Here is a 24,078-nt window from a genome sequence, read left to right as displayed (position 1 = left end):
AAATAAAAAGACCCGGAAAAATCCAGGTCTGTATCTCTTAATTTTAGAAAATTATTGATATCTCTTATGTTCTTTACTTTTCGAGAATCTCTTTGTAATAGGCTTAAATAATGCTTTGTATTTTTCTGCATCAAATAATTGTGAATCTGTAAGGGCTTTGTAGGTCATCCAGATTCCAAACGGAAGAAGGATAAAATTAGGAAGCCATGCTGCTAGATATGGATTCATTTTTCCACTCCATGACATGTTTTCCACCCCAACATTCATTACATAAAAGATAATGAAAATAACAATGGCAATAATTACCGGTAGTCCCATACCTCCTTTTCTAATGATGGAACCTAAACTCGATCCAATCAAGAAAAATATAATACAAGTTACAGAATAAGATACCATTCTTTGTTGGTAGATAACTACCTTGCTAAAGTATTTTACATTCGAACTGAATTCATTCTTTTTGGATTCCAATGTAGATTTAAGGTTGTCTAGTCTGTTATAAGAATTATAAAGGATGTCCAGTTTCTTGTCTCCTTTTATGGTATCTAATTTTATTTGAGACTTTGGAGCTACTTTATGTTTGTTGCCCTTATCCATATAAGTAATCGTAGAATTGGTTTGGTTGAGAACATCGTTTCCAATGTTTTTAAAGAATAACTCATTCTCCTTTTTGCTTTTTCCTATGGTCTGGTTCAGCTGATTGTAAGTCTCAAAACGATAATCATCAGTAATTTGTTCCTTCTCAATGGCTTTGTTAATGATCGCACTGATATCGAAATGGGAAACCAATGTATCAAATTTAATGGCCTGATCAGGTTGTTTTCTTCTTACATTATCTCCTTTTCCTTCGAAGCTGTCTTCAAACACATATCCATTATGAAGAACAAGCTTTAAAAAGTTCTTATTGGCAGCCGGAACAAATTTTCCTTTTTCTGCAACAACAGACTGTTGGTTCTCGTAGGTATTAGCCTTTTTATGAACAAATACCCCTTCAATATTTTCTCCGTTTTCTCCGTATATTTTATCAAACTTTACCATGTATCCTGGAATCTGGTCAATAAACTGTCCCGGAGTGAAGTTGATTGCCGGTTTGGTCTGGGCAATATTGAACAACATATTCTTTGCCTTTTTCTGAAAATCAGGAATAACACTGTTTGAAAAGAAAAATAGCATAATGGCAAGTAAAGTGGCTATTCCAAACAAAGGAGTCATTACTCTGGTCAACGGAATACCTGCGGCTTTCATAGCGGCAAGTTCATAGCGTTCCCCAAATTCCCCAAATGACATGATACTTGCCAAAAGAATGGTCAGCGGGAGAACCATACTGATAACGTTTACCCCAAGGTAAAAAAGAAGTTTTAGGATCTGCCAGTAGCTTAATCCTTTCCCCATAAACTGCCCTAACTGAACCCAGATAATGTTTACAATAAAAATGAAAAACAATACGCTGAATATAAAGAAAAACGGTCCAAAGAAGGTTTTTATGATATATCTGTCTAGTATTTTTAACATGCGCCAAAATTAATCAAAAAGCCGCAAACTTGCGGCTTTTATATTTTGTTATTTTTTACTTAAAAAGCAGATTTGCTAATTAATTTACTTCTAAGTTTTTTAAAGTTCTGTAATAACGTAGTTTTTAAACTTATTCTTGTCAAAAACAAACATATTAGGATCCAAAGTTTGGTTTTCTTTGTATTCTTTAATGGCAATTACTGCAACATCCTTGTTGTTTCCGTGTTGTTCTAATTTTACCATTTGTTTTTTCGCTGAATCTACAAAAATATAAACATATTGTATTCCGTTTGCCTTTACAGGAGTCAGCTTAATAAAGTCTGCATTTACACCGTTTACTGTTTTCTTACCATTATAAGTTACGTTGTAATCGTTTCTATAAGTTGTAAGGTAGTTGATAGGGGAGAACATGGTGCTGCTTCCGTTAGGTTTTGCAATCGTTACCTCCATATCATCAGCATTGATGTTGTAGATTTTATTTCCATCGAAGATCTGTTCTGTATCCATGATCTTCAGTTTATATTTATCTCCTGCAGCATAATAAATGCCGGGTTCAGTCTTTGTCACCTGTCCGTTTAGACCGCTTCCAAAAGAAAATTTGAAGTAAGAATTCTTTTTAGAATTATAGTTGGCTGTAATATCATCCAATATCTTTTTAGCTTTTGCATCTATTTTCTGAGCATTAGCCATACCTACTGCACCTACAACAAAACTTCCCAATATAACTTTTGAAATAATATTTTTCATTTTCTTAATTTAATAATCGTTAGATTTTTTTTAACTCTTAAGGTTAAAACTATTCGTTTTTCCCTTTAACTATGCAGATCTTCCAAAAACTGTTCCAAAAGCCGCCTTGCTATGCTGGATACATTATTATCGATAATGTTTTACCAATTATCTTGTCTCCGGTCTTTCAATATATTGCTCAAAATTTTCAGGGAGAATATTGGTGACAGTTAATTTATTAGAAGTGATGGTTGGTTCAATTTTAATCACTTTAGTATTATCATTAATCTCAACCGGATGTTTACTTCTCATATTCACCATATCTATATGAAGAGCTGTAAACTCATGATTTCCTTTTCCTAAATCAACAATAACATATTCTTTTGGTCTGATTTGTCCTAATGATTTACCATCCAATCCAATATTTAATCTTGCAGTATTATCCATTTTATGAAGAATTCCGGCACCATTATAAATAAGTACTTTGCCATTTCCCAGGGTATTATGATCAATGACATCCAATTTTACAGAAGTGTAGTCACTGGGAACAGTTCTTAATGCACATGAAGATAATGTGAGTGTACATGCAAAAAGACCCAATTTAATAGTTTGTTTTATTGAAATTTTCATGGTAATAGTTTAGTTTGAGTGTTTTTATTTCCCGGGTTCTTTTATGTAAGAATGCCCGGGATTTATTTGTATATTGATAATTTTTATAGTTGATTAGCTTCTTAAATCTTCAAGGAACTGTTCCAAAGAATGAAGATCACTGATGATAACTTCTCTTGCTTTGGCTCCATTAAATCCGCCTACGATACCACTTGCTTCCAGCTGATCCATGATTCTCCCCGCTCTGTTGTACCCTAATTTAAGCTGTCTCTGAAGCATTGAAGTAGAACCTTGTTGTGTTGAAACGATGATTCTTGCAGCATCTTCAAATAAAGCATCCTTTTCATTTGGATCGAATGCTCCTACAGTACTTGTAGAATCCTCAGAAACATATTCAGGAAGAAGGAATGCAGATGCATATCCTTTTTGTTCCCCAATGAACTCTGCAAGTCTTTCAACTTCCGGAGTATCTACAAAGGCACACTGAAGTCTAAGGATTTCGTTACCATTGAAATAAAGCATATCTCCTTTACCAATCAGCTGATCTGCTCCCGGAGAGTCAAGGATCGTTCTTGAATCCACACTGGAGATTACTCTGAAGGCAGCTCTTGCAGGGAAGTTGGCCTTAATCATACCTGTGATTACATTTACAGATGGTCTCTGGGTAGCAACAATTAAGTGGATTCCTACGGCTCTTGCAAGCTGTGCTAATCTGGCAATAGGCAATTCAACTTCTTTACCTGCTGTCATGATCAAATCTGCAAACTCATCTACTACCAAAACTATATAAGGTAAGAAACGGTGCCCGTTTTCAGGATTTAATTTTCTTTCGGTAAACTTTTTATTGTATTCCTTTAAATTTTTACAGAATGCATTTTTAAGAAGATCATATCTCGTGTCCATTTCAATACATAAAGAATTCAGGGTATTGATTACTTTATTGGTATCTGTTATGATTGCTTCTTCTGCATCTGGTAACTTTGCTAAATAATGTCTTTCTATTTTTGAATATAAAGAAAGTTCCACTTTTTTAGGATCCACCATTACGAATTTCAGTTCGCTTGGGTGTTTCTTGTAGAGTAGGGAAGTAAGGATGGCGTTAATCCCTACAGATTTACCCTGCCCTGTTGCCCCTGCCATCAATAAGTGAGGCATTTTTGAAAGGTCAGCCATGAAGATTTCGTTGGAAATTGTTTTTCCGAAAACTACAGGAAGATCCATATCTGTATTCTGGAATTTTTGAGAAGCAATCACAGAACGCATAGAAACCATGGTAGGATTTTTTCTTGGTACCTCAATTCCAATTGTTCCTTTTCCTGGCATTGGAGCAATAATTCTGATCCCTAAAGCAGAAAGATTCAATGCAATATCATCCTGAAGCTTTTTAATAGCCGCCACTCTGATTCCTGCTTCCGGTACAATTTCATATAGCGTAACGGTTGGCCCAATCGTAGCCTTGATCTCTGAAATTCCTACGTTGAAGTTCTTTAAAAGTCCAACGATTTTATTTTTATTTTCTTCTAATTCTTCCTGATTGATGGAGATTTCTTCGCTACCATAGTCTTTCAAAAGATCAACCGGTGGCATGTGGAAATTAGCCAAATCCAATTTGTGATCGTATAAACCATGTTTTTCTACCAATTCCTGAGATTTTCTGTCAGAATCATCCAGGATGTCAACTACTTGCGCTACTTCCACATTGAACTTAATGTTTTCCTGTGCTGGAGCTGCAGGAGCTGGTGTAGAAGGTCTGATATCAAATGCTTCCTCCGGAGTGGAAACAGGAACAACCGGTTTAGTTGAAAGATTCAGACTTACAGGTTGAGGCACTTCTTTCGGTTCATCATCAAAGGAAGTATGATTAGGAGTAGTAATGGTTTCTATATTTGTAGAAACGGGAACTTCAGGAAATCCTTTTGGAGCATTTACAGGTTCCTGTTCTTTAGCTTTATTGATAGGATTATTGGAAACGGGGTTTGGAATGTCACTTACTGTAACATTAGGTGCTGTTATTTTCCCAGCTTCAGCTTCGTCTGCTTCTTCTTTTAAATCTTCATCAGCTTCAAAGTCTTCATCAGAATCCGGCATCATAGATTTTACTCTTCCAATAGTGTTTTCATTGATCTTATTCAATTTTGCCTTAACGGAGCTTGGACGAAGATTAAATTCAAGGATGAAATACAAAAGAATGCTTGCTGCCAATACCGTCCATAAACCTACACTACCGATAATAGAATTAAGATAGTCCATGATTTGAAATCCATAGACGCCTCCCAAAACTCCCTGTCCTTTTGTAAGCGCTCCCATGAAAATAGGAAGCCAGCAGATGAAAAACAGAGAATGACCAATGGTCTTCCAAGGCTTGAAAGTTTTCTTCTTAAGGATAAGAGTCCCCACAACCAGAAATAGGAATGCAATAATAAATGAAGCAATCCCGATACTTTCAAATATAAAGATGTTCCCAAACCAATCTCCGGCCTTACCGAAAATGTTTGATGATTTTATACTCTTGTCGAGCATAGTTCCAGCCTGGCTTTGGTCTGCCTTCCAGTTCATTAAATAAGAGATAAATGATAAGGCGAGAACAGCGGAAAATAATATAAAGGTAAGCCCGAAAAAAATACGTGGCTTAGATAAAATTCTGCCTTTTTCAAGCGATTCAGTCGGTTTTTTTTGTGTCTTTTTGTCCATAATATCAATGTGGCAAATTTAATGTTTTTTCAATACTAATAAGAATCTTTTTTCTTCAAAAAACATTTTGTAATGCCCGCTTTTTACTACGATTATTTAAAATTGATTAAAAAATATTTTCCCTTATAATATTGGCTGAAATAAAAATAAGGTTATTTTTTTTGTTTATCCAAATACATACCTGTTAAATTATATTAATTGACTCTTATTTCTTTCATATAGCTCTTCAAAAAGCAGGAATATTTTTAACTGCGATGTATAAGAGTGGAAAAAAAACAATAATTAAAAAATAAAAGTTAATATTATAAAATAGATATTTGCTTTCTGTTGATGATTTAGTGGGTATTTAATCTAAAACAGGTATAATATTAACGTTTTCAATTAGATGCTTGCTGTTTGATTGAATAAATATGTCATATATTTGTATATCTATAGTAAATGATATATACTTTTTGTTGTGCTGTTTTATTATTTTAAATAATAGTATGATTTATTGTGCACAGCAATGTTTTAATAGTAAAAGTAGTTGATAGACTTTACTTTTTAATCAACTTCTATATTCCATTTTTCCTAATGAGTTGACATTTCTTAATTGGATTCGCCAACTTTAAAAAATAGACAAGAATATTTAAAAATACATCAATGAGAAAGCAGTTATTCTTTGTATTCTTGTTGGGTAATTGTACTCTGTGGGCACAATCTCCGGGTGGTGTTTCCAATAATTTGCAGATATGGGTGAAAGCAGATGCAGGTACAGGCGCAACAACAGACAATACACAAGTCTCCATATGGGAGAATCAAAAAACTGGTGGGGTAAACGGAATTGCCAACCAGGGAATACCGGGTTATTATGCTGACCCCGGGATAAGCTCAATGCCCGTTTATCGCTCAGCAACGGCAATTTCCAGCTTTAATTTTAATCCTGCTATAGAAATCGTAAGCACGAACGGCTATAGATCCGGATACAAATTTCCTTCAGGATTTCCCGATAATATCACTAAGTCACTTACTTCATATACCCATCTTACCAGAACGGCGTCAGCTACCTACAGAACTTTATTTGTAATGAATGGTACGGCCCAAAGCTCAAATACTACAAGCATTGCAGGAGTATGGCAATCCCCGTTTTTTGGAACAAAAACCAATCGTCCTGAATTTTATAATGAAAAAGAATCTGGAGATGTATTCTTCGGGACAGATGTTATCAATACAGTAGGGAGTAATGTCCCCAGCATTCAATCTTATTATAATGATTTAACAGGTAGTGATATAAAATATTTCTTTGATAATAACGGTCAGTTTTATGGAGGTCCATCAAATAATGTTTCATCAACAGCAAACTATCCGGGGATGGTTCTTTTGATGGATAATGACGGTGGTTCTGGTTCTACTTCCTTAGAAGGAGACAGAATAGGAGAGTTTATTTTATATTCGGAAACACAAACTGCGGAAGAAAGGCAGAGGGTGAATTCTTATCTGGCCATCAAGTATGGGATCACCTTACAGCAACCACAAAATTATCTGAATTCTGATCAGGCAGCTACATGGAATTCCGCTCTGAATACTACTTTTAACAATAATATTTTTGGTATTGCGAAAGATGATATGTCAGTTTTGAACCAAATGGTGAGTAACAGTATTAATGAAGAAAATAATATTATGCTTACACTGGCTACAACCAATAACTTTGTCTTACCTAATGCGGATTCCGGCAGAGTCGCTTTTTCTCAGGATAAAACTTTCTTGGTATTAGGGGATAATAATGTTCAGGCACTTCCTTTAGTTAATTTTGGAACAACTTCCGGAAAAATTATCCAAAGAACGTGGCTGGCCCAAAAGACTAATGATACGGGTTCGGTTTGGTTGCAGGCTGATCTTTCAAGATATACGGAAATATTGCCTACAGATAAGATATTAATGATGACTGCAGATGATGCTGGATTTACACAGAATGTACAAATGATTTCTGCAACAAGTTTTGTTAATGGTAAAGCTATATTTAAGTATTCATTTCCTGCTAATAAGTACTTTACATTTGGGACTAATCTTCAAAGCTATTGTACCAAAGATCCTGCAACAGGAACTCCGGATGCTGTCACAACAGTAGGAATCACGGGACATACTCAGGTACAGAACGGTTGGCCCGGAAATGTTCCTAATGGATTTTTGGCCCTTGAATCCAATAATAAAGGATTAGTAATTACGAGAACTACTTCAGCAAACATAGCTTTGCCTGTTGAGGGAATGTTGATTTATGATACAACGGATAAATGCTTTAAGCTGTATAACGGAACGACTTGGAATTGTATCGTCAGATCTTGTAATGATTAAAAAACTTAAAAATGAGAAAAGTATTCACAATAATAATAACGCTTTATGCAGTGGTAATTTCCGCACAAGTTGCCATTGAGAAAAGCCAGGTTGATGGGGACGGTCTTTTAGATTTTCCGGCTAATACCACAAAAGGTATTCTTTTGCCTATTGTAGAAACACTTCCATCTGATGCTTCCTCAGGAACCCTTCTCATGGATAAAAATGATAAAACATTAAAAATGAATGTAGAATCTGCCTGGGTTCCTTTAAGTGATGAAGGCTCTGTTACAGGAGCTGTTTTCAATACCAATGGGGAAATTCCCGGACAAAATAGAGTTATCATGGGATCCGATGCAACTAGCGCTCCCGGAGTATTGGTGCTGGAGTCTGCAGACAAAGCACTTATTCTTCCGAAAATTGCAGCCCCTCATATCAATGTTAAAAATCCATATCCCGGTATGATCTGCTATGATACGGTGAGTAAAAGCATGGCTGTGTTTGATGGATTAAAATGGAGCTATTGGAAATAATATATTAATGAAGACTAATGATACAACCGGAAGATTTTCTTCCGGTTTTTATTTTGTCCTTTGATGCATTTTTTGAACTAGTTCAAATGTAAAGAGTAATCGTCTTAATAATTTTGTCCCATAAAATTGAGTCTATGAAAAATTTATTAAAAAGCATTTTGACTGTATGTCTTGCTTTACTATCACTGGTACAAATTAACGCACAACAAAAAAGAAAAATGGAAAACACGGCATTATTAATTATCGACGTACAAAACGATTATTTTCCGGGAGGAAAAATGACATTGGAGGGAGCAGAGCAGGCTGGTGAAAACGCAAAAGAAATTTTAGAATACTTTAGAAAGAATAACCTTCCCGTTATTCATATTAAGCATATTTCAACAAACGAGGGGGCTACTTTCTTTTTACCGGAAACTACAGGCGCAGGTATTCATTCTTTGGTTTCACCTTTGGCTAATGAAAAAGTGATTGTGAAACATTTTCCCAACAGTTTTCGGGAGACTGATCTGTTGGAATATCTTCAGTCTAAAAATATTGAAAAGCTTGTCATTACAGGAATGATGACGGATGTATGTGTAGAAGCAACCACTAGAGCTTCCTTTGATTTTGGTTTCACTAATACAATTATTGGAGATGCTACGGCAACAAGAGACCGAGAACTGAACGGAAAAGTTGTGAAAGCAGAAGAGATCCAAAGGTCATTTTTGGCAGGTATATCTGCACTTGGAAATCTTTATACCCGTATTACCAATACAGATGATTTTGTAAAAGGGAAGTAAAAGTATCATGAATAATAAAGGTATCAATACTAAATATTGGTATCTTTATTCTGTTAAATAATAACATGTTCGATCAGCTTTATAAAAATATCAACAAATATATTGAGCTTTCAGAGGACGAATTTGGGGAATTGAGTTCGCGTTTTCAATATAAAAGCTTTAAAAAGAAAGATGTGATTCTGAAAGAGGGAGATTATTGTCTTTTCGAGGGCTTTGTTTTGAATGGTTGTTTTAAAGTTTACTACCTTAATGAAACTGGATTTGAACAAACCCTCTATTTTGCTGTTGAGGGATGGTGGATTACGGATATAGACAGCCTGATTAATGATGTTCCGAGCATATTGAATATTGAGGCTCTTCAGGATAGTGGTGTACTAATGATTTCAAAAAAAGATAAAGAATATCTGTATGAAACATTGCCACAGGTGGAGAAACTTTTCAGGATTATGAATCAACAGTCATCAGTCGCATTACAGAGACGAATTTTATCATTAACGGGTAAAACAGCAGATAAACGCTACCTTGAATTCTTGGAAAAATACCCCGGCCTTGAACAAAAGCTTACCCAGCAGCAAGTGGCGTCATACCTTGGAATTACCCATGAATTTTTAAGTAAGATCAGAAAAAAGACCTCCTTAGGAAAATGACGTTCCAATTTTAATTAAGATTTTCGAATTGGTTCTATATTTAATTATTTGTTTATGAGTGTATTGTATTTATTGTTAGGCTTAATAGTATAGAAGTCTTCAATCATGGGAATAGGTATTTTAAATTTGTATTTTTTTGGAATTAAAGATTGAATTTTTCCTAATAATTCCAATGTTATTAAGAACGGTTCAAAATAAGCCAAACGGGCTTCAAAATGACAAAAAACAGCTTTTTTTCAGCACTTTGTAGTTTATCATCCTTATTTTTGCATGTCAAGTACATATAAATCATGAAGAAGCTCCAAGATATTCTTATCTCAACCAGGACAATGGCTGTATTGTTACTGGTTTACGCATTTGCAATGGCCTATGCAACGTTCTTAGAAAACGACTACGGAACTCCTACAGCAAAAGCATTAATTTATGAGGCAAAATGGTTTGAACTGATTATGGTTCTGCTTATTCTGAACTTCATTGGAAATATCGGAAGATATAGACTTTGGAAAAGAGAAAAGTGGCCGGTTTTAGTTTTTCACCTTGCCTTTATATTCATTTTTATTGGTGGTGCTATCACAAGATACATTAGTTTCGAGGGTACCATGCACATTAGAGAAGGGGAAACATCCAACGAAATTGTAACGGATAAAAACTTTCTTAAAATTCAGATCGAAGAAAAGGGAGACGTCCTTAATTATAAGGATATTCCTTATCTAATGTCTCCATTGCACAAGGATTTGAGTGCAACTTATGATTTCCACGGAAAAGAAGTAAAGATTTTTGCCAAGGAATATATTCAGAGAAAAAAAGACAGCTTAGTAGCTGAGCCAAACGGCGCTGAATATCTTCACCTTGTTTCTACAGGAAGCACCGGCAGACAAAACATCTACATCAAACCGGGAGAAACAAAATCCATCAACGGAACTTTGGTAACATTCAACAGAGCAATTGAAGGCGCTGTGGAATTCAAAAATGAAGGTGGTAAATTATTCATAAAGACTCCTGTGGATGCAAGCTTTATGACGATGGCTACTCAAGCTACCGGAAGTACAGTAAAGAATGAATTCCAGCCTTTAGCATTGAGAAGTTTATATACAATCAATGAATTAAAACTTGTAGTTCCTGAAGGTCTTAAGAAAGGAAGACTGATGGCTATTGAAGGAGACAGAAAGAAAGATGCTAATGTTCCAGATATGCTTCAAATCGAGCTACAAGGACCAAAAACAAAGCAATTGGTTGATCTTTCCGTCGAAAAAGGAAATCCAAATGCCTACAAACAAATAACAATGGATGGCTTAAACATTATGGTTGGATACGGACCTAAAGTTTACAATACACCATTTGCATTAAAATTAGATGACTTCGTTATGGAAACTTATCCGGGAAGTTCATCTCCGAGTGCATATGAAAGTCACATTAAAATCATTGATGGCGGAAAAGAAACTCCTTATAAAATTTATATGAACCACGTTCTAAATCATAGTGGATACCGTTTCTTCCAGTCAAGTTTTGATCCAGACAGAATGGGAACAGTACTTTCTGTAAACCATGACTTCTGGGGAACTTTGATCTCTTATATCGGATATGGTCTTTTATTCTTAGGAATGTTTGTTATTTTCTTCTGGAAAGGAACACACTTCTGGAAATTAAATAAAATGCTTGTAGATGCTAGTAAGAAGAAAGCTGCTGCAGTATTATTGGTGCTTTTAAGCTTAGGTTTAAATGCACAGAAAATTGAAACACATGGTACTACTGACGGAAGCAGAGAACATGTACATGTAGAGGGCGATGGACATAGCCACGCTCCGGCTCCGAATGCTCAACCGCTTGACGGTGCTGCACCAAAGCAGAACTCATTGGCTACTCCAATGGGGAAAATGAGATCAATTACTCCCGATGAAATCATTGCAAGAAACAAAATCAGTAAAGAACACGCTGATAAATTCGGATATCTTTTAGTTCAGAATTTTGAGGGAAGAATTGTTCCAATGAACACACAAGCTTTAGAGGTTTTAAGAAAACTTTACAAGCATGATAGCTTCAAAGGAACAGATGGTAAATCCCTGACTGCTAACCAATGGTTTCTTTCTATCAATACAGATACGCCAAGCTGGACAATGGTTCCAATGATTAAAGTTGGACCAAAAGGAGGGGATGAGCTAAAGAATAAAACAAAAGCCGATGAAGAAGGATACACGTCATTAATGAATCTTTTCCCTGCAGATGCCAATGGAAACCTGACGTATATCTTAGAGCATGATTATAATACAGCTTTCCGTAAAAAACCGGCTGAGCAGACCAATTATGATAAAGAAGTAATTGCTGTAAACGAAAGAGTACAGATCTTCAACGAGTTCTTTAGCGGGCAGTTTATGAGAATTGTTCCTGTAAAGAACGATGCTAACCACACATGGCATTCATGGCTTGACCAGAAATTTGAACCGGATATGGAATCTCAACAGGTAATGGGACCTTATTTTGCTGAAGCTCTTACTGCTCAAAAATCAGGAAACTGGAGCAAAGCAGATACAGAATTAGCTAAGCTTTCAGACTACCAGCAGAAATGGGGGAAAGCAGTAGTTCCTGCAAAATCCAAAGTTGATCTTGAGGTTTTCATGAATAAAGCGGATATTAACTTCAAATTATTAATTTTCTATACAATCATTGGAGGTCTTATTTTAATTTTGGGGTTTGTTGAATTATTCAAGCCGGATAAAAGATTAAACAAAGCCATTAAGATTATTATTGCAGTGGGTTTAATAGGATACCTATGCCACTTCCTTGGGCTTGTAGCAAGATGGTATATTTCAGGACATGCACCATGGAGTAACGGATATGAAGCTATTATCTTCATCTCTTGGGTAGGTATTACAGCAGGTCTGGCGCTGTATAGAAATTCAAATGCATTGATTCCGGCGTCCGGATTTATGGTAGCAGTTATCATGATGGGATTTGCACATGGAGGTTCAGCACTTGATCCACAAATTACGCCTCTTGTTCCGGTATTGAAATCTTACTGGTTAATTGTTCACGTAGCAATTATTACCTCAAGTTATGGTTTCTTTGCCCTGTCAATGATTATTGCTGTGCTATCCTTGATATTCTATATTATATCAAAGAAAGAAACCTATAAAATTCACCATGATACTACATTAAAGGAACTGGTAATTGTTTCTGAAATGTCATTAACAATCGGTCTTTTTGCTTTAACCGTTGGAAACTTCCTTGGAGGTATCTGGGCCAACGAATCTTGGGGAAGATATTGGAGCTGGGATCCAAAAGAAACTTGGGCTTTCATCTCTATCATGGTATATGCTTTTGTATTGCACATGAGATTGGTACCAGGGTTAAGAAGCAGATGGGCATTCCACGTAGCAACGATGTTTGCGTTCTGCTCAATGGTAATGACTTACTTTGGAGTAAATTATTATCTAAGCGGACTTCACTCTTATGCTGCAGGTGATCCGGTTCCGGTTCCGGCTTGGGTATACATCGGAATTGCAACAATGATTACTTTATCAGCTGTATCTTATTTCAAGTTTAAAAAATTAACGAAGAAATAAAACGCTAAACATATAATTTAAAATCCTGGAATTTATTTTCCGGGATTTTTTTTGTTTTTATCTGAGATTTGGAGCCCATCAAAAAATCATTATTTATGATTCAAAATCCAAAATTTACTCATATCTTTATGATATCAAAATAATATCAAATTAAAAATTATATCTATATGGAAAAAATCTTAAAACCCATGTCTGGCTATTTAACATTAGTGATTTGTCTCGTTTTGTTTGTAGCCTCTATTTACTTTTTTGTAAGTGGGGTAGACCAGAGTATTACTTTCGTTATTTTAGCGATGCTTTGCTTTCTTGTTTCTTGCTTTTTCTTAAAAGGGCTAATGATTATTCAGCCTAATCATTCGAGAGTGTTGAACTTCTTTGGAAAATATGTTGGATCTGTAAAAGATAACGGACTGTTTTTCATCAATCCTTTGTATTCATCTCAGAAAATGTCATTACGTTCTGAAAACTTACAAGGACAGACTTTGAAAGTAAATGATAAAATGGGTAACCCCATCGAAATTGCAGTGGTAATGGTATGGAAAGTAGGAGATACTTACAAAGCGGCTTTCGATGTAGAACGTTATTCTGACTTTGTAAGAATGCAGAGTGAGGCTGCAGTACGTCACTTGGCGATGAGCTTTCCTTATGATAATTTAGAAGATGATCATGCACCGATTACTTTAAGAGAAGGCGGAGACAAAATCAATTCGATTTTAGAACAGGAACTTACAGATCGTCTTTCAAAAGCAGGAATTGTTATTCAGGAAGCAAGAATTTCTCACCTGGCTTATGCCTCAGAAATAGCGGGAGCAATGCTTCAGAGACAGCAGGCAACAGCAATTGTAGCAGCAAGAACTAAGATTGTAGAAGGAGCTGTGGGAATGGTAGATCTTGCCTTGAAAAAGCTTTCCGAAGAAAATATCGTTGAACTTGACGATGAAAGAAAAGCGGCAATGGTAAGCAATCTGATGGTGGTTTTATGTGGCGAAAAAGCGGCAACTCCAATCTTGAATGCAGGAACCCTGTATAACTAAAATAATAACTAAAACTTCACGTTTACGTACCTGTAAGCCTGAAAGTAAATCTTGCATTAAAAACAAGAACAATGAAATCAGAAAAAGCTCAAAACACTTCAGAAAATAAAAACAAAAAGTCTTTTGTCATAAGGATAGATGAGTCTACTTATAAACTTCTTGAAAAGTGGGCGAATGATGAATTCAGAAGTGTGAATGGACAGATAGAATACCTGTTGCATCAGAGCCTGGTCAATGCAGGGAGGAAGAAGAATGAATAGCATGAAAAGAGTAAGTTTAAGATGATAAATGATCTTTTCAGGCAATGTATCAATTAAAACTTGGTATTTATTTCCATTTTTAAATTACAGAAAACACAAAAAAGGTTTGTTTTTTTAGCGTTTCAATAAAAAAATGACAATTCAGTTAACCTTTTACAAAAAAAGAAAGCAGAGAAATTTTCTCTGCTTTTTTATTTCATACAACTCTGAAGAGAATCTGCTCCAAAGTAGAATATTACGAGCCAAATCAAGCCTTTAATGGTAAAGAAAGCAAAGCCTGCCCATCCTACACGCTTGAACCACTTTTTAAACTTTGAGTTGTTTTCTTGTGAATTTTCCATCGGTGATTGTCAAAAGGATTACCCTGCAAAGATAAGCATGTTTATAATTAGTCCAAATAAAAAGCATATTAAAAATTAAAGTTTTGAGGTTCGCATAATATTTTTATCTTTAGAGAGAACGAAAAGTAAGATTTTATGTCAAAAAAAGTAAAGGATTTCGGAATCGAAAAAACACTCAAAAACCTTGGGATTAAAGAAGAGAACAAAGGGACTTCAGTGGGCGGGAAATATTTCGCTTCAGGAAAGGTGATAGAAAGCATTTCTCCTGTAGATGGAAAGTTGATTGCTAAAGTAAAAACTTCCGGAGAAAGTGATTATGACAAAGTAATTGAAACGGCTCAAAAGGCATTTCAGGAATTCAGGCTGATCCCGGCTCCTAAAAGAGGAGAGATCGTAAGACAGCTTGGCTTAAAATTAAGAGAATATAAAGATGATCTTGGTAAACTTGTTTCTTATGAAATGGGTAAATCATTACAGGAGGGACTTGGAGAAGTTCAGGAAATGATTGATATCTGCGATTTCGCGGTAGGTCTTTCCAGACAACTTCAGGGATACACAATGCACTCCGAAAGACCAGGTCACAGAATGTACGAACAATATCACCCACTTGGAGTGGTTGGAATCATCACAGCTTTCAACTTTCCGGTAGCGGTATGGTCTTGGAACACTGCTTTAGCTTGGATCTGTGGTAACGTTACGATTTGGAAACCATCAGAAAAAACTCCACTTTGTGCTATTGCATGTCAAAATATCATGAATGAAGTTTTAAAGGAAAATAATCTTTCCGAAGGAATTTCAAGTGTATTGGTAGCAGATCATGAAATAGGACAGAAATTGGTAGATGATAAAAGAGTTGCCTTAGTATCTTTCACTGGTTCTACAAGAGTAGGAAGAATGGTTTCTTCTAAAGTAGCAGAAAGATTCGGGAAATCTATCCTTGAATTGGGAGGAAACAATGCCATCATCATCACCAAGGAAGCAGACCTTAACATGTCTATCATTGGAGCTGTTTTCGGAGCTGTAGGAACTGCAGGACAAAGATGTACATCTACAAGAAGATTAATCATTCATGAAGATGTTTATGATGAAGTGAAATCAAGATTGGTAAAAGCTTATGGGCAATTAAAAATTGGAAATCCATTGGATGAAGCGAATCACGTAGGACCATTGATCGACGTTGACGCTGTAAACCAGTACGAAGAATCAATCAAGAAATGTAAAAAAGAAGGAGGGAAATTCGCTGTTGAAGGCGGAGTTTTATCCGGAAAAGAATATGAATCAGGTTGCTATGTGAAACCTTGTGTTGCAGAAGTAAAGAACTCTTACGAAATTGTTCAGCATGAAACTTTTGCACCCATCTTATATCTAATCAAATACAAAACTTTAGAGGATGCTATTGCTATTCAGAATGATGTTCCACAAGGATTATCTTCTGCAATCATGACTCAGAACCTTAGAGAAGCAGAATTATTCCTTTCTCATGCAGGGTCAGATTGTGGTATTGCTAACGTAAACATTGGTACTTCAGGTGCTGAAATCGGAGGTGCTTTCGGTGGAGAAAAAGAAACCGGAGGAGGAAGAGAGTCTGGATCAGACGCTTGGAAATACTATATGAGAAGACAAACCAATACTATAAATTATACGGCACATCTTCCTTTAGCACAAGGAATTAAATTTGATTTATAAAAGCTTTACTTAAAGCACCCAAAAAACTATAAAACTTAATAACCTGAATGATTACTTGCTCAGCTTTTTGGCCGTTTAATCATTCGCTTATTAAATCACACAACAATTTATTATGGAACACACATTAGATATACAAGCAAACAAAGTAAAAGAAACCGTAGGAAAACATGTTCTGGCAGACGGCTTTGATTTCGTGATGGATATTGAAAAATCACACGGTTCATGGCTTTACGATAAACTTACAGATAGAGAATACCTGGATATGTTCTCTATGTTTGCATCAGCTTCCATCGGCTACAATCACCCTTACCTTCTGGAAAGATCAGAATGGTTGGGAAGAATGGCTGTCAACAAACCAACATTAGCAGACGTTTACTCAGAAGAATATGCTCACTTTTTGGAAGTATTTGAAAGAGTGGTTATTCCTGAAGAATTACAATACGCTTTCTTTATCGAAGGAGGGTCTCTAGGTGTTGAAAATGCTATGAAAGCATGTTTCGACTGGAAAACTCGTAAGAATTTTGAAAAAGGACTTCAGACAGAAGCAGGAATCTGTATCCACTTCAAGCAGGCATTCCACGGAAGAAGTGGGTATACCTTAAGCTTAACAAATACTTCTGATCCTAGAAAGTATCAATATTTCCCACTGTTTAACTGGCCGAGAATCTTAAATCCAAAATTAACATTCCCGATTACAGAAGAAAACCTTGAAGAAACCATCAAGAACGAGAATTTGGCTTTGGTTCAGATTGAAGAAGCCATCTTGATGAATCCTGATAAAGTAGCTTGTATCATCATTGAACCTATTCAGGCAGAAGGTGGTGACAATCACTTCAGAGATGAATTCCTAGTGGGATTAAGACAAATTTGTGATAACAACGAAATTTTATTAATATTTGACGAAGTTCAGACAGGTATTGCGATTACAGGTAAAATGTGGGCATTCCAACACTTTACAGCAAAACCGGACATCATTTCTTTCGGGAAAAAAGCTCAGGTTTGCGGAGTATTAGCTAACAAAGAAAAATTTGACCAAGTTCCGAACAATGTTTTCAGAGAAAGCTCAAGAATCAACTCTACATTTGGAGGTAACTTTATCGATATGCTTCGTTTCCAATTGGTGATGGAAGTGATTGAAAAAGAAAACCTTGTGGAAAATGCAAGAGTAGTTGGAAATTTCCTATTAGAAAGCCTAAAAGCGCTAGCTGAGAAATATCCTGAGAAAATTTCTAATGCAAGAGGTAGAGGACTAATGTGTGCTGTTGATCTTCCATCCGGAGAAGACAGAAATAAGATGATGAATGAATTATTTAATGATGGATTGATCATTCTTCCATGTGGAGACCAGTCTCTACGTTTCAGACCACACCTGAACGTTACCAAGGAAGAAATCCAATTGGCATTAGATAAAATTGAAAATAATATTAATAAAATTTAAAACCAAAGATTTGTAATTTTCAAAAAAACATTGTACATTTAGATACTCAAACAATTAGAATATGGAAAGAAGTACGAGAGTATCAGTTTATGAAAGTGATAACCCTTCAGAAATTCAGTTGGTTAAGTCTAAATTGGATGATGCGCAAATTACAAACGCCGTTGAAAACAATTATCTTACATTTACCACAACTCCCACAGCTACATCGCTAAAGGTAATGGTGGATTTGGAAGATGAAAAGAAAGCATTCGAAATTATAGATGCTTATCTTCAACAAAGTGAAAATTAATAAAAAACAATTTCATAATTTTAAATTTTACTACTTCAAACCGAAAATTAATTTCATAATTAATTTTCGGTTTTTTTAATTAATAAAACAATCAATCATTAAAAGATTAAAGAATTAAATGACTCCAATTTTTTAATCTTCCAGTTTTTAGTCAAAAAATAAATTACATGAATTCAGAAACTAAACTAAGAAAAGCGGAAATTGAAGACAGAAACATTATTTGGGAAATCATCCAACAGTCCATCGAAAGAAGAAGACAGGATGGAAGTACACAATGGCAGAACGGATATCCTAATCTTGGAACAGTGGAAAGTGATATTGCCAAAGGATTTGGGTATGTTCTTACAGTAGATGGAGAAATTGCAGTGTATGCAGCCCTGATTCTGAATGACGAGCCTGCTTACAGCAAAATTGAAGGAGCGTGGTTAAGCAATGGAGAATTTGTTGTTGTTCATAGAGTAGCCATTGATGAAAAATTTGCAGGTCAGGGGATGACCAAAAAACTTTTTGACCATATTGAGGATTTTACCAGATCCCATGGAGTTCAGAGTGTTAAGGTAGATACGAACCACGACAATATAGCCATGTTGAAAATCCTTGAAAGCAAAGGATATTCTTATTGTGGAGAGGTCCTTTTGGCAGATGGAATGAGAAAGGCCTTTGAGAAGATTATAATTTAAGCAAAAAGTTAAATCAACTTTCATTGAATTTTTAAAACGCTCTGTATTTATAATCTCTATCAGGTTTGTTCGTTTGGTTCTGAACTAATTTTTACTTTTGTTAAAATTTTTATATTATGCACCAAAGTATAGAGATTGATGAAAAAATTTTTCAAGATGCCGTAAAATTCTACGGCACCGTGTTCAGCTTACCCCCTTTAGCTTCAAAAATTTATTCCTACCTTCTTTTTGACTATGAGAAAGTAGGAATTACTTTTGACGAGTTTGTTGAAGTCCTTTCAGCAAGCAAAAGTTCAGTATCTACCAGTATTTCATTACTATTGAATGCTCAGCTCATTGTAGATCATAACAAAATGGATGAGCGAAAACGGTATTTTTTCATCAATGATGAATATAAGAAAATTCGATTCGAGAAAATTGTCCAGAAAATGCAGGACGAACTAAAACTATTAGATGATTTAAACAATTTTAAAAAAAGTAAAGACGATGGATACAACGAAAGAATAGAAGTTTACAAAGCACTCTTAAATAAAAACATAGAAAATATTCAGGAATCTCTTAATAAACTATAAAATGAATAATAAGCTAGTTATACTTTCGATTGCGGCATTCTCATTGACTGCCTGCAAAAAAGAAGCTCCAAAACAGGATGGTGCCAAGCCGTTTCCTGTTGTTTCTGTGGAGTCAAAAAATATAGTGGGTTATCAGACGTTTCCGGCTACCATCCAAGGTAGGGTAAACAATGATGTGCGTGCAAAAATACAAGGTTATATCACCCAGCTATTGGTAGATGAGGGGCAGTATGTTACAAAAGGACAGCCTTTGTTCCGTCTGGAAACCAATATTCTGACTGAAAATGCGGCTGCTTCCAAAGCAGGAATTGGTGCTGCAGAATCTACTATTGCTGCTGCACAGGCCTCTGTAAACGCTGCACAAGTAGAAGTGAACAAACTGAAACCGCTTGTACAAAAAAATATTATTAGTAATGTACAGCTACAAACGGCACAGGCTCAGCTGGCACAGGCACAGGCACAGTTGCAACAAGCGCATGCAGCAAAAAGACAAGCTGAAGCTAATTACAAAGGAGTAGAGGCGAACATAGAATACTCTATCATTCGTGCTCCTATTTCAGGGGTAATAGGAAGACTTCCGTTAAAAGTAGGAAGTTTGGTAGGACCGTCTGATCAGACACCACTGACAACGATTTCTGATACTTCTGAGATCTTTGCCTATTTTGCAATGAATGAAAAAGATTATTTTGATTTCCTTGAAAAATCTCCCGGAGCTTCTATGCCTGAGAAAATCAAAAACTTACCAATGGTAGAACTTCAGTTAGCCAATGGAAGCCTTTATCCTGAAAAAGGAAAAATTGAAGCTATCACAGGCCAGATTGATCCCACAACAGGAACCATTCAGTTCAGAGTTGCGTTCTCCAATGCTCAAAAATTATTAAGCAATGGTAACAGTGGAACGATCAGATTTCCACATCGATACGACAATGTATTGGTTGTTCCTGAAAGTGCTACTTACGAACAGCAAGGTATTGTTTACGTATACAAAGTAGAAAAAGGAGATACTGCAAGAAATGTTGTGGTAAATGTTATTGACAGAATTGACAATTTAGCCCTTATCAAATCAGGACTTAATAAAGGAGAAACAATTGTTGCAGCTGGTATTGGAGGTTTAAAACCGGGAACAGCCGTGAAGCCGAAGCCGATCAAAATGGATAGTCTTGTTCAATCAATAAAACCGAAATTCTAATGATAAAAAACTTTATTAACAGACCGGTTTTATCTACCGTAATCTCAATTTTGATTGTGATTCTCGGTGTGCTAGGACTGATCTCGTTACCGGTTACACAGTATCCGGATATTGCACCGCCTACGGTAAGTGTTTCTGCAAACTATACAGGAGCTAATGCTGAGACGGTGATGAAAAGTGTAGTAGTACCTTTGGAAGAACAGATCAACGGGGTGGAAGGAATGGATTATATTACTTCCAGCGCCGGGAACGATGGTTCTGCCCAGATCCAGGTTTTCTTCAAACAAGGAATAGATCCGGATATTGCTGCGGTAAACGTACAGAACCGTGTAGCCAGAGCGACACCTCTTCTACCGTCTGAAGTAACCCGTTCTGGGGTTGTAACTCAGAAACAGCAGACCAGTGCCTTGATGTATATGTCTTTCTACTCTGAAAATAAAGATCTTGATGACGTATACCTTCAGAACTTTTTGAACATCAACATTATTCCAAACCTGAAAAGGGTAAATGGTGTAGGGGATGCCAATGTTTTCGGAGGTAAAAATTATTCGATGAGAATCTGGCTGGATCCTGCAAAAATGGCTGCTTATAGTGTAACTCCTACAGATGTTACCAATGCTATCAATGAGCAGAGTAGAGAAGCTGCAGCGGGTTCTATCGGTCAAAACAGTGGAAGTTCTTTTGAATATATTATCAAATATGTAGGTAAATTCAACGATAAAGAACAGTACGATAATATCATCATCAAATCTCTTGCAAACGGACAAAACCTGATGCTGAAAGATGTTGCCAAAGTAGAGTTGGCAGGACAGTCTTACACTGGTATCGGGGAAAACGGAAATAATCCTTCGATCAGTATGGGGATCTTCCAGACACCAGGGTCTAATGCTCAGGAGATTATTAAAAATATCAAAACTTATCTGAAATCTGCAGAGGGAACTTTTCCTAAAGGAATCAAATATACTTTTAACTTTGATACCAACGAATTCCTGGAAGCTTCTATTGAAAAGGTAGTACATACACTGATTGAGGCTTTTATCCTGGTATTTATTGTAGTATATATTTTCCTTCAGGATTTCAGATCAACTCTGATTCCTGCCATCGCAGTTCCGGTATCTATTGTAGGAGCGTTCTTCTTCCTGAATCTCTTCGGGTATTCATTGAACCTCTTAACCTTATTTGCATTAGTACTGGCCATTGGTATTGTGGTGGATGACGCTATTGTCGTCGTCGAGGCAGTCCATGCGAAGATGGAGCACGGTATTTCTGATGCGAAAAAAGCAACGGTAGAAGCAATGGATGAGATTACAGGAGCTATTATTTCTATTACTTTGGTAATGGCAGCTGTATTTATTCCAGTGACGTTTATTACGGGACCCACAGGGGTATTCTACCAGCAGTTTGGTATTACGCTGATCATTGCAATCATCATTTCTGCTATTAACGCATTAACCTTGAGTCCGGTTTTATGTTCATTATTCTTAAAACCTCACGCAGAGCATCATGCAGAATATAAGAACCTAAACCTGCTACAGAAGTTTTTCTATAAGTTTAATATTGCTTTTAAAACAACTACTGAACGTTACGGAAGAGGATTTGTATTCCTTTTAAGACATAAATGGGTTACCCTGATTATTTTCGCAGTTACCGGAGGTATTTTATTCTGGGCAAGCAGCAGTATGAAGAAAGGGTTTGTGCCTACAGAAGACAGAGGGATTATCTTTACAGATGTTCAGCTTCCTCCGGGTGCTTCTATGGAAAGAACTTACAATGCTTTGAAAACTCTTCAGGCCAAAGCAATGAAAGTTCCGGGAGTGCAAAACGTTACCATTTCTACCGGTAGAGGATTCTTATCCGGAAACGGAAGTAACAATGGTCTTGCCTTTGTTAAACTGAAGCCATTTGAAGAAAGAAAAGCAGGTGGGCAAACCTCTGAAGATATTACAAAAAAACTATTTGGAATTGTAGGATCTGTTCCTGATGCCAAAGTTGTATTTTTCCAACCTCCAAGTGTACCAGGTTTTGGTAGTAGTGCAGGTTTTGAAATGGTATTGCTGGACAAATCAGGTGGAGACTATGCTGATCTGGATAATAAAACAAATGAATTCATCGGTAAGCTGATGCAGAGACCAGAAATTCAATTTGCACAAACGTCATTCAATACTAAATACCCTCAGTATCAGATGGAAATTAATGTTCCTCTGAGCAAGCAACTTGGGGTTTCTGTAAATGATATTCTGGCTACCATGCAGGGGTATATTGGTGGTATTTATACTGCCGACTTTACCAAGTATGGTAAACAGTTCAGAGTTATGGTTCAGGCACTTCCTGAGAACAGAAAGAACATTGAAAACCTAAATGAACTTTATATAAGAACAGGTTCAGGTATTATGTCTCCGATTTCACAATTTGTAACATTGACAAAAGCATACGGACCTCAATCTGTAAGCCGTTATAACTTATTTACATCCGTGAAAGTAACAGGAGCAAACTCTGAGGGATACAGTTCCGGGGATGCCATTACCGCTGTACAGCAGGTGGCCAATGAAACCCTGAATCAAAACTATGCAGTGGAATTTACCGGGTTAACAAGAGAAGAGTTAAATTCAGGATCTCAAACGTTATTGATCTTTGCATTGAGTTTAATTTTTGTATACTTTATTCTTTCTGCACAGTATGAAAGTTATATCCTTCCGCTGGTTGTTGTAATCTCTCTTCCTTTAGGGGTAATGGGAGCTTACTTAGGACAGAAGCTGATGGGCTTGGAAAATAATATTTATTTCCAGATTGCTCTGATCATGCTTGTGGGACTATTGGCGAAAAATGCGATTCTTATTGTAGAATTTGCTGTTCAGAGAAGACATCATGGCGAAACCATTGTAATGTCTGCTATCAACGCAGCTAAAGCCAGGGTGAGACCTATTCTAATGACATCATTTGCCTTTATCTTCGGTTTATTACCGTTGGTATTAGCAAGCGGAATTGGTGCCGTGGGTAACAGATCTATTGCAACCGGTGCTGCTATAGGATTATTGATAGGTACTATTTTAGGGCTTTTTGTAATTCCGGTACTGTATGTGATTTTTGAAACCCTACAGGAAAAGATCAAACCTCTAAAGAAAGAAGAAATCAATTTAGCAGAGTAAAAATGAATTAGAGAAGCTAGAAGTTAGAGCTTAGAAATTAATCTAATGCTCAGCTTCTAACCTCTATTTTCTAATTTTT

The 24,078-nt window shown here is 36.2% G+C and carries 19 protein-coding genes; 14 read left to right on the top strand and 5 right to left on the bottom strand.

The window, feature by feature from the left end; all coding sequences use genetic code 11:
• Positions 1 to 51 precede the first annotated feature (51 nt).
• From C1638_RS05845 to C1638_RS05830, 4 genes are all read right to left on the bottom strand, one after another.
• The gene (locus C1638_RS05845) at positions 52 to 1,509 is read right to left on the bottom strand and encodes an LptF/LptG family permease (protein WP_109619151.1); all 1,458 of its coding nucleotides are present in this window, start codon (positions 1,507 to 1,509) and stop codon (positions 52 to 54) included.
• Positions 1,510 to 1,608: 99 nt separating this feature from the next.
• Positions 1,609 to 2,256, bottom strand: coding sequence for an outer membrane lipoprotein periplasmic chaperone LolA1 (gene lolA1 / locus C1638_RS05840; RefSeq protein ID WP_106915813.1), 648 nt, complete (start codon positions 2,254 to 2,256; stop codon positions 1,609 to 1,611).
• A gap of 147 nt (positions 2,257 to 2,403) precedes the next feature.
• Entirely contained in the window at positions 2,404 to 2,865 is a 462-nt protein-coding gene (locus tag C1638_RS05835) for a hypothetical protein (RefSeq protein WP_109619149.1), read from the bottom strand.
• 93 nt (positions 2,866 to 2,958) lie between these two features.
• On the bottom strand, positions 2,959 to 5,535 hold the full coding sequence (locus C1638_RS05830; protein WP_109619148.1) for an FtsK/SpoIIIE family DNA translocase: 2,577 nt from the start codon (positions 5,533 to 5,535) through the stop codon (positions 2,959 to 2,961).
• A 642-nt stretch (positions 5,536 to 6,177) separates the two neighbouring features.
• On the opposite strand from C1638_RS05830, the gene C1638_RS05825 reads away from it, so the two are divergent.
• From C1638_RS05825 to C1638_RS05795, 7 genes are all read left to right on the top strand, one after another.
• A complete protein-coding gene (locus C1638_RS05825; protein WP_109619146.1) occupies positions 6,178 to 7,866 on the top strand; it encodes a DUF8202 domain-containing protein in 1,689 nt (562 codons plus the stop codon).
• A gap of 11 nt (positions 7,867 to 7,877) precedes the next feature.
• A complete protein-coding gene (locus C1638_RS05820) occupies positions 7,878 to 8,378 on the top strand; it encodes a hypothetical protein (RefSeq protein ID WP_109619144.1) in 501 nt (166 codons plus the stop codon).
• Between the two features lie 134 nt (positions 8,379 to 8,512).
• On the top strand, positions 8,513 to 9,157 hold the full coding sequence (locus C1638_RS05815) for a cysteine hydrolase family protein (protein WP_109619142.1): 645 nt from the start codon (positions 8,513 to 8,515) through the stop codon (positions 9,155 to 9,157).
• Positions 9,158 to 9,222: 65 nt separating this feature from the next.
• Complete coding sequence (locus tag C1638_RS05810) at positions 9,223 to 9,804, top strand: Crp/Fnr family transcriptional regulator (RefSeq protein WP_109619140.1); 582 nt, start codon at positions 9,223 to 9,225, stop codon at positions 9,802 to 9,804.
• Between the two features lie 290 nt (positions 9,805 to 10,094).
• A complete protein-coding gene (locus C1638_RS05805; RefSeq protein ID WP_109619138.1) occupies positions 10,095 to 13,364 on the top strand; it encodes a cytochrome c biogenesis protein CcsA in 3,270 nt (1,089 codons plus the stop codon).
• A gap of 167 nt (positions 13,365 to 13,531) precedes the next feature.
• Positions 13,532 to 14,398, top strand: coding sequence for an SPFH domain-containing protein (locus C1638_RS05800; protein WP_109619136.1), 867 nt, complete (start codon positions 13,532 to 13,534; stop codon positions 14,396 to 14,398).
• 71 nt (positions 14,399 to 14,469) lie between these two features.
• A complete protein-coding gene (locus C1638_RS05795; protein WP_109619135.1) occupies positions 14,470 to 14,658 on the top strand; it encodes a type II toxin-antitoxin system antitoxin in 189 nt (62 codons plus the stop codon).
• Positions 14,659 to 14,849: 191 nt separating this feature from the next.
• On the opposite strand, the gene C1638_RS22280 is transcribed toward C1638_RS05795, so the two are convergent.
• A complete protein-coding gene (locus C1638_RS22280; protein WP_068943159.1) occupies positions 14,850 to 14,999 on the bottom strand; it encodes a histidine kinase in 150 nt (49 codons plus the stop codon).
• Positions 15,000 to 15,134: 135 nt separating this feature from the next.
• Here C1638_RS22280 and amaB point away from each other — a divergent pair, with 135 nt between their 5' ends.
• From amaB to C1638_RS05760, 7 genes are all read left to right on the top strand, one after another.
• Positions 15,135 to 16,685, top strand: coding sequence for an L-piperidine-6-carboxylate dehydrogenase (amaB, locus tag C1638_RS05790; protein ID WP_109619133.1), 1,551 nt, complete (start codon positions 15,135 to 15,137; stop codon positions 16,683 to 16,685).
• A 112-nt stretch (positions 16,686 to 16,797) separates the two neighbouring features.
• Positions 16,798 to 18,123, top strand: coding sequence for an L-lysine 6-transaminase (gene lat, locus C1638_RS05785; RefSeq protein ID WP_109619131.1), 1,326 nt, complete (start codon positions 16,798 to 16,800; stop codon positions 18,121 to 18,123).
• Between the two features lie 61 nt (positions 18,124 to 18,184).
• On the top strand, positions 18,185 to 18,412 hold the full coding sequence (locus C1638_RS05780) for a DUF2007 domain-containing protein (RefSeq protein ID WP_109619129.1): 228 nt from the start codon (positions 18,185 to 18,187) through the stop codon (positions 18,410 to 18,412).
• 167 nt (positions 18,413 to 18,579) lie between these two features.
• Positions 18,580 to 19,092, top strand: a complete 513-nt coding sequence (locus tag C1638_RS05775; protein WP_109619127.1) for a GNAT family N-acetyltransferase — start codon at positions 18,580 to 18,582, stop codon at positions 19,090 to 19,092.
• Positions 19,093 to 19,208: 116 nt separating this feature from the next.
• Positions 19,209 to 19,664, top strand: coding sequence for a transcriptional regulator (locus C1638_RS05770; RefSeq protein ID WP_065394571.1), 456 nt, complete (start codon positions 19,209 to 19,211; stop codon positions 19,662 to 19,664).
• Position 19,665: 1 nt separating this feature from the next.
• Positions 19,666 to 20,853: an efflux RND transporter periplasmic adaptor subunit gene (locus C1638_RS05765; RefSeq protein WP_109619125.1), complete on the top strand. Its 1,188-nt coding sequence runs from the start codon at positions 19,666 to 19,668 to the stop codon at positions 20,851 to 20,853.
• Positions 20,853 to 23,999 (top strand): efflux RND transporter permease subunit, encoded by a 3,147-nt coding sequence (locus tag C1638_RS05760; protein WP_109619123.1) that lies wholly within the window; start codon positions 20,853 to 20,855, stop codon positions 23,997 to 23,999. Before C1638_RS05765 ends, C1638_RS05760 begins: the two co-directional genes overlap by 1 nt.
• Positions 24,000 to 24,078: the final 79 nt, after the last annotated feature.

Source organism: Chryseobacterium oncorhynchi, assembly GCF_002899895.1.
GTDB classification, from domain to species: Bacteria; Bacteroidota; Bacteroidia; order Flavobacteriales; family Weeksellaceae; genus Chryseobacterium; species Chryseobacterium oncorhynchi.
This window is presented reverse-complemented; position numbering and strand designations above follow the sequence as displayed.

What these genes read in the sequence shown, in the direction of transcription:
- C1638_RS05845 (WP_109619151.1), bottom strand. Translation starts at nt 1,509, where the DNA reads ATGTTAAAAATACTAGACAGATATATCATAAAAACCTTCTTTGGACCG.
- lolA1 (WP_106915813.1), bottom strand. Translation starts at nt 2,256, where the DNA reads ATGAAAAATATTATTTCAAAAGTTATATTGGGAAGTTTTGTTGTAGGT.
- C1638_RS05835 (WP_109619149.1), bottom strand. Translation starts at nt 2,865, where the DNA reads ATGAAAATTTCAATAAAACAAACTATTAAATTGGGTCTTTTTGCATGT.
- C1638_RS05830 (WP_109619148.1), bottom strand. Translation starts at nt 5,535, where the DNA reads ATGGACAAAAAGACACAAAAAAAACCGACTGAATCGCTTGAAAAAGGC.
- C1638_RS05825 (WP_109619146.1), top strand. Translation starts at nt 6,178, where the DNA reads ATGAGAAAGCAGTTATTCTTTGTATTCTTGTTGGGTAATTGTACTCTG.
- C1638_RS05820 (WP_109619144.1), top strand. Translation starts at nt 7,878, where the DNA reads ATGAGAAAAGTATTCACAATAATAATAACGCTTTATGCAGTGGTAATT.
- C1638_RS05815 (WP_109619142.1), top strand. Translation starts at nt 8,513, where the DNA reads ATGAAAAATTTATTAAAAAGCATTTTGACTGTATGTCTTGCTTTACTA.
- C1638_RS05810 (WP_109619140.1), top strand. Translation starts at nt 9,223, where the DNA reads ATGTTCGATCAGCTTTATAAAAATATCAACAAATATATTGAGCTTTCA.
- C1638_RS05805 (WP_109619138.1), top strand. Translation starts at nt 10,095, where the DNA reads ATGAAGAAGCTCCAAGATATTCTTATCTCAACCAGGACAATGGCTGTA.
- C1638_RS05800 (WP_109619136.1), top strand. Translation starts at nt 13,532, where the DNA reads ATGGAAAAAATCTTAAAACCCATGTCTGGCTATTTAACATTAGTGATT.
- C1638_RS05795 (WP_109619135.1), top strand. Translation starts at nt 14,470, where the DNA reads ATGAAATCAGAAAAAGCTCAAAACACTTCAGAAAATAAAAACAAAAAG.
- C1638_RS22280 (WP_068943159.1), bottom strand. Translation starts at nt 14,999, where the DNA reads ATGGAAAATTCACAAGAAAACAACTCAAAGTTTAAAAAGTGGTTCAAG.
- amaB (WP_109619133.1), top strand. Translation starts at nt 15,135, where the DNA reads ATGTCAAAAAAAGTAAAGGATTTCGGAATCGAAAAAACACTCAAAAAC.
- lat (WP_109619131.1), top strand. Translation starts at nt 16,798, where the DNA reads ATGGAACACACATTAGATATACAAGCAAACAAAGTAAAAGAAACCGTA.
- C1638_RS05780 (WP_109619129.1), top strand. Translation starts at nt 18,185, where the DNA reads ATGGAAAGAAGTACGAGAGTATCAGTTTATGAAAGTGATAACCCTTCA.
- C1638_RS05775 (WP_109619127.1), top strand. Translation starts at nt 18,580, where the DNA reads ATGAATTCAGAAACTAAACTAAGAAAAGCGGAAATTGAAGACAGAAAC.
- C1638_RS05770 (WP_065394571.1), top strand. Translation starts at nt 19,209, where the DNA reads ATGCACCAAAGTATAGAGATTGATGAAAAAATTTTTCAAGATGCCGTA.
- C1638_RS05765 (WP_109619125.1), top strand. Translation starts at nt 19,666, where the DNA reads ATGAATAATAAGCTAGTTATACTTTCGATTGCGGCATTCTCATTGACT.
- C1638_RS05760 (WP_109619123.1), top strand. Translation starts at nt 20,853, where the DNA reads ATGATAAAAAACTTTATTAACAGACCGGTTTTATCTACCGTAATCTCA.